Origin of the sequence: Variovorax sp. dw_954, from assembly GCF_018449755.1 — a bacterium.
Lineage (GTDB): Bacteria > Pseudomonadota > Gammaproteobacteria > Burkholderiales > Burkholderiaceae_C > Variovorax.
In genome coordinates, this window is sequence record NZ_JAAVVD010000042.1 from 35,264 (window position 1) to 41,364 (window position 6,101).

5 protein-coding genes and 1 pseudogene are annotated in these 6,101 nt (G+C 65.4%); 5 read left to right on the forward strand and 1 reads right to left on the reverse strand.

From position 1 onward, the window contains the following. Positions 1-13 precede the first annotated feature (13 nt). The 3 genes from HB681_RS35875 to HB681_RS35885 are packed head-to-tail and all read left to right on the forward strand — an operon-like array spanning position 14 to position 3,215. Positions 14-1,261 carry an acyl-CoA dehydrogenase family protein gene (locus tag HB681_RS35875; protein ID WP_213959667.1) on the forward strand — a complete coding sequence of 416 codons (1,248 nt, stop codon included), beginning with the start codon at positions 14-16 and terminating at the stop codon, positions 1,259-1,261. Positions 1,262-1,309: 48 nt separating this feature from the next. After that, the gene (locus tag HB681_RS35880; RefSeq protein ID WP_213959668.1) at positions 1,310-2,068 is read left to right on the forward strand and encodes a 3-hydroxyacyl-CoA dehydrogenase; all 759 of its coding nucleotides are present in this window, start codon (positions 1,310-1,312) and stop codon (positions 2,066-2,068) included. Positions 2,069-2,084: 16 nt separating this feature from the next. After that, a complete protein-coding gene (locus tag HB681_RS35885) occupies positions 2,085-3,215 on the forward strand; it encodes an acyl-CoA dehydrogenase family protein (protein WP_213959669.1) in 1,131 nt (376 codons plus the stop codon). Between the two features lie 63 nt (positions 3,216-3,278). Here HB681_RS35885 and HB681_RS35890 read toward each other — a convergent pair whose 3' ends face one another. Continuing rightward, positions 3,279-4,175, reverse strand: a complete 897-nt coding sequence (locus HB681_RS35890; protein ID WP_213959674.1) for a LysR family transcriptional regulator — start codon at positions 4,173-4,175, stop codon at positions 3,279-3,281. Positions 4,176-4,351: 176 nt separating this feature from the next. On the opposite strand from HB681_RS35890, the gene HB681_RS35895 reads away from it, so the two are divergent. Beyond that, positions 4,352-5,320: an NAD-dependent epimerase/dehydratase family protein gene (locus HB681_RS35895; RefSeq protein ID WP_213959670.1), complete on the forward strand. Its 969-nt coding sequence runs from the start codon at positions 4,352-4,354 to the stop codon at positions 5,318-5,320. A gap of 421 nt (positions 5,321-5,741) precedes the next feature. Then, a pseudogene (locus HB681_RS35900) lies at positions 5,742-6,101 on the forward strand (bifunctional glyoxylate/hydroxypyruvate reductase B); the annotation flags it as partial.

Genomic DNA, 6,101 nt, shown 5'->3' on the forward strand with positions numbered 1-6,101 from the left:
CCGGAGATCGACCTTGGAATTCCAGTACAGCGAAGAGAGCCTGCAGATGCAGCGCACCGTGCGTCAGTTCATGGACCGCCATGTGCTGCCGCGCAACGCCGAGTTCGAGCGGATCGCGGCCACGAAGGCCTATCCGACCGCCGTGGTCGAGCCGCTGAAGGCATTGGCGCGCGAGGCGGGGTTGTGGAACCTGTTCCTGCCGGGGCTGCGTGAGGACGAGCCGGGCACGCGGCTCGGCAACATGGAATACGCGCCGCTGGCGGAGATCATGGGGCGCCTGCCCTGGGCGTCCGAGGTGTTCAATTGCAGCGCGCCCGACACCGGCAACATGGAACTGCTTCATCTGTTCGCGACGCCTGAGCAGCGCGAGCGCTGGCTCGTGCCGCTGCTCGATGGCGAGATCCGGTCCTGCTTCTCCATGACCGAGCCCGATGTGTGCTCGTCGGACGCCACGAACATCGAGACCAGCATCCGGCGCGAGGGAGACGAGTACGTCATCAACGGTCGCAAGTGGTTCACGACCGGCGCGCTGCATCCGAACTGCAGGTTCGCCATCGTCATGGGGGTGACCAACGATCAAGCCGATGCACCTCGGCATGCCCGCCACTCCATGGTCATCGTGCCTCTGGATACGCCCGGCTTTCGCATGGTGCGGGACGTGCCCATCATGCATCACCATGCGCCCGAGGGGCACTGCGAGGTGACCTACACCGATGTGCGCGTGCCGGTGGCCAACCTGCTCGGCCAGGAGGGCGAGGGCTTCGCGCTCGCGCAGGCGCGACTGGGACCGGGACGCGTGCACCACTGCATGCGCACCATCGGCCAGTGCGAGCTGGCCATGGAGCTGATGTGCGAACGCGCGCTGACCCGCCGCGCCTTCGGCAAGCACCTCGGCGATTTCTCGAACGTGCAGGACTGGATCGGCTATTCGCGCGTGGAGATCGACCAGGCACGCCTGCTCGTGCTGCAGGCGGCCTGGAAGATGGACACCTACGGCAACAAGTCTGCGCATGTGGACGTGTCGGCCATCAAGCTCGTTGCCGCGCAATTGCAGACGCGCGTGGTCGATCGGGCCATGCAGGTCTTCGGTGCGATGGGCGTGACGCCCGACACGCCCCTGTCCTACCTGTGGTCCTGGGGCCGGGCCATGCGCTTCTTCGATGGACCGGACGAAGTGCACCTGCGCACCCTGGCGCGCGCGGAGCTGTCACGGGCGCGCGAGAACCTGGGCTCGACCGCGGCCTATTACGCCGAGCACTGAAAAGCGCAACGCGAACAGATCTATCTTGAGAGTGGAAAAAGCAGAGTCATGAAAATTGCGAACCATGTGTTCCTGGTCACCGGCGGCGCATCCGGCCTCGGCGAAGGCGTTGCGCGGATGTTGGCCGCGAACGGCGCCAGGGTCGTCATCGCCGACATGCAGGTGGAAAAAGGCGAGGCCGTTGCCGCCGAAGTGGGCGGCGTGTTCGTGAAATGCGATGTGAGCCAGGAAGCGGACGGACAGGCTGCCGTGGCCGCGGCGCTCGAACTGGGCAAGCTCGTGGGCCTCATCAACTGCGCTGGCATCGCGCCCGCCGAGAAGACGGTCGGCAAGAATGGTCCGCACGCGCTTGCTGCTTTCAGCAAGACCGTGACGGTCAATCTGCTTGGCACGTTCAACATGATCCGCCTTGCGGCCGACGCCATGTCCAGGAACGAGCCCGAGCCCACGGGCGAGCGCGGCGTGTTGATCTCGACGGCCTCGGTTGCCGCCTATGACGGCCAGATCGGGCAGGCTGCCTACAGCGCGTCGAAGGGTGGCGTGGTCGGGATGACCTTGCCCATCGCGCGTGACCTTGCACGCCTGGGGATTCGCAACATGACGATTGCACCTGGAATCTTCGGCACGCCCATGCTGTTCGGCATGCCGCAGGAGGTGCAGGACGCACTGGCCGCCAGCGTGCCCTTTCCATCGCGGCTCGGCCGGCCCGCGGACTACGCCAGCCTGGCCCGCCACATCATCGAGAACGACATGCTCAACGGCGAAGTGATTCGCCTGGACGGCGCGATCCGCCTGCCTCCGCGTTGACGAAACCCTCACTGCCATGCTCCTCACATCCGATCACGAGGCGATCCGCGACGCCGTTCGCGAATTCGCGCAAACCGAACTCTGGCCCCACGCGCCGCGCTGGGATCGCGAACACAGCTTTCCGAAGGAGGCGCACGCCGGCTTGGCGGCGCTCGGCGCCTATGGCATCTGCGTGCCCGAGGAGGATGGCGGCGCCGGGCTCGACTACCTCGCGCTCGCCCTGGTGCTGGAAGAAATCGCCGCGGGCGACGGCGGGACCAGCACGGCCATCAGCGTCACCAACTGCCCGGTCAATGCCATCCTCATGCGGTACGGCAATGCGCAGCAGAAGAAGCATTGGCTGCAGCCGCTGGCGCAGGGGAAGATGCTCGGCGCCTTCTGCCTGACCGAGCCCCAGGCGGGCAGCGATGCTTCGTCGCTGCGCACCACCGCGCGCAAGGACAGCGAGGGCTGGGTGATCGACGGCGTCAAGCAGTTCATCACCAGCGGCAAGAACGGACAGGTCGCGATCGTGATCGCCGTCACCGACAAGGGGGCTGGCAAGCGCGGCATGGGCGCCTTCATCGTGCCGACCGACGCGCCGGGCTACAACGTCGCTCGCCTGGAAGACAAGCTCGGCCAGCATTCGAGCGACACCGCCCAGATCAACTTCGACGGCTGCCGCATTCCCGCCGGGAACCTCATCGGCCAGGAGGGCGAAGGCTACAAGATCGCCCTCGGCGCGCTGGAGGGCGGCCGCATCGGCATTGCGGCGCAAAGCGTGGGCATGGCGCGCAGTGCCTTCGACGTGGCGGTCGCCTACGCGAAGGAGCGACAGGCGTTCGGCGGCGCCATCTTCGACCAGCAGGCAGTGGGTTTCCGACTGGCCGAATGCGCGACGCAGATCGAAGCGGCGCGCCAGTTGATCTGGCATGCCGCAAGCCTGCGCGATGCGGGCCGCCCCTGCCTCAAGGAAGCGGCAATGGCCAAGCTCTTCGCGAGCGAGATGGCCGAGCGCGTGTGCAGTGCTGCGATCCAGACGCTCGGCGGCTATGGCTATGTGAACGACTTTCCGCTGGAGCGCATCTACCGGGACGTGCGCGTGTGCCAGATCTACGAAGGCACCTCGGATATCCAGAAGCTGCTGATCCAGCGGGCGTTGGCGTAGCGTCGCGCGAACATGGGCCGCGCCTGCTGACCTGATGCCAGGAAGGTCGGGATCGAAAGCTGGTCAGGCGCCTCGCGTGTAGGCGTGGAGCCCGGCGGCAACTGCCGCGTAAGCAACAGCGCAACGCGCGCTTGCCCGCAAGTCTTCGTGCATGGCGACCCAAGTGTCCATCGTCAGCGAAAACTGGCTGCGCAAGACACAAACCAGTTGCTTGTCCCTGGCGGCCAATCTCGACTGGCAGATGCCGATCCCGATGCCTGCGCGAATCGCCCCCAACTGTGCCAGGTCGCTGTCCGCCCGAAACGCGAAGCGTTCCCGCGAGAAGGCCGGGACCTTCTCCTGGAGCCGGCGGATGTAGGCACTCTCATGGTCGAAGCCGATGACCGCGTGACTGGCCAACCCGTCCAGCGACTTGGGCAAGCCCCGGGCTGCGAGGTAGCGCTGATGCGCATGCAGGCCAAGCTCGATTCCACCGACGCGTTTGGCCACCAATGCGTCCTGCACCGGCCGGAAATTGCGCACCGCGATATCTGCCTCGCGATGCAGCAGATCGTCGGCCTGATTGGAAAGCACCAGCTCGATGACGAGTTCAGGGTGCTCGTTGTGCAGGGCCGCGAGAATTGGCGGCAGCACTTCGACGCCGATCACCTCGCTGGCCGTCAGCCGCACCGTGCCGCGAACGCCCGATCCGTGACTGCTGGCCACCCGGCGCAGGGCGGACGCCGTCGCGGCGATGCCGGCCGCATAGGGTCTCAGTTCCCCCGCGGCGTCCGTTGGCGCGAAACCATCGAACGAGCGGGTAAACAGCTTTAGCTCAAGCGCGGCCTCCAGGCTGTCGATGTGTCGACCCACGGTCGGTTGCGTGAGCCCCATTGCCCGGGCTGCCGCGGACAGCGAGCCCGTCTCGAGGACTTGCAGGAAGGTTCGATACCACTCCCAGTTGGGTTCGCTACTGGCCATGGTATTCAATTATGCATAGCTGCTAGCCAGATCTGGGCGATTTTCTTTCTGGGCAGGAATCTGCAAACTGCAGTCACTCGCGGCATTGGATAGCTGCCTGAAAAGTCCTACGGCGAGCGGCTTCATTGGCCGCCGCCCTCCGCAAGTTGTCCTTCTGAACCTGAAGAGAAACCATCATGTCCAAAGTCGCTCTCTTCGGCGCCGCAGGCGTCATCGGGCAAAGCATCGCCACTGAACTCGCCAGCAAGGGGCGCCCTTACCGTGTGGTGGGCCGCAATATCTCGAAGCTTCGCAAGGCCTTCGGCACCGACCCGCTCGCCGAGATCGTTTCCTGGGACCCTGATTCGCCGGCCTCGGTGCGCTCGGCGGCTGGCGGTGTGGACACACTGATCTACATGGTCGGCGTGAACTACTGGCAGTTCGAACTGCACCCGGAGCTCATGCGCAAGACCCTCGACGGCGCGGTGGCCGCTGGAGTCAAGAACATCATCCTGATTGGCACCGTGTATTCCTATGGTCGGCCGAATACCAACCCGGTGCGGGAAGACCATCCTCGCGAACCGCACACCTTCAAGGGCCGCATGCGAAAGTCCCAGGAGGATCTGCTCATGCAGGCCCACGCCGACGGCCGCATCCGCGCGACCGTGCTGCGCCTGCCGGACTTCTACGGCCCCGGCGTGGAGGCCAGCCTCTTGCACCGCGCCGCACAGGCGGCAGTGAACGGCGGTACCGCCGATCTGGTCGGGCCCATCGACCGTCCGCACGAGTTCGTGTTCGTGCCGGATGTGGGACCGGTGGTCGCTCGGCTCGTCGACACGCCCGCCGCCTTCGGAAGCATCTGGCATCTTGCGGGCGCCGGCACGACAACCCAGCGCGACCTGGTTGCCGAGATGGGGCGCCAGACCGGCACGAAGTTCAAGCTGCGCGTCGCAGGCAAGACGATGCTGCGCCTCATCGGCCTGTTCAATCCCTTCATGCGGGAGTTGGTCGAGATGAACTACCTGATGACCGATCCGCTGATCATGGATGACTCGGCCCTGCAGCGGCTGATCGGACCGATCCGCAAGACCCCCAATGCGGAAGGCATCCGCCAGACGCTGGCGGCCATGCCGAAGACGCGCGGCCTCGCCGCGGCAACCGCCTGAGAAACCATACGGGTCAGGGAAGGCCGTTCCGTCAGCGCAAACGTGGCCTTCGAGCCGCGCCTACTCGGACGCCGCCGCGAATTCGACGCGTGCCGCGGGGCCCAATCGCCGCTTGATGCTTTCCACTGCTTCCACGGATCGATCCCCCCACTGATTGGTCAACGCGTAGGTCTCTCCGCCGACGTGGAACAGGCGATCGTCGGCGTGGAAGTTCGCTTCGGGTCGGTGCGGCCCACGGCCGGCATTTCTAGTGTCATAGGGAAATCCCTAGCGTATATCTGAAACCGGTTTCATAGAATCGCTTCTCCCACGAGGGAGGAAAGGCTTCTCAACTTCGACTGCCCAGGGCCGGCGCCTCCCGTTACGGCGGCCCTTCGTCGATCCGTTCGATGCCGCACTGAATTCCTCAAGGAGATAAAGCATGAGTGAATCACGCAAGAAAGTCGTGGTATTCAGGAAGCTTCCGGACGATCTGCTGGAACGCATCCGGGCGCAGCACGACGTGACCGTGGCCGACCCGCGCCGCCCCGAGGAACTGCCGCGCTTTCGTGCGGCGCTGCATGACGCGCAAGGCCTGATCGGGTCGAGCTTCAAGATCACGGCTGACGATCTGGCGAGCGCGCCTGCGCTGGAGATCATTTCCAGCATCTCGGTCGGCGTCGACAACTACGACCTCGCGGCGATTAAGCAGCGAGGCATCGTGCTGTGCCACACGCCGGGCGTGCTGACCGAGACCACGGCCGACACGGTCTTCGCGCTGATCATGGCGACGTCGCGCCGC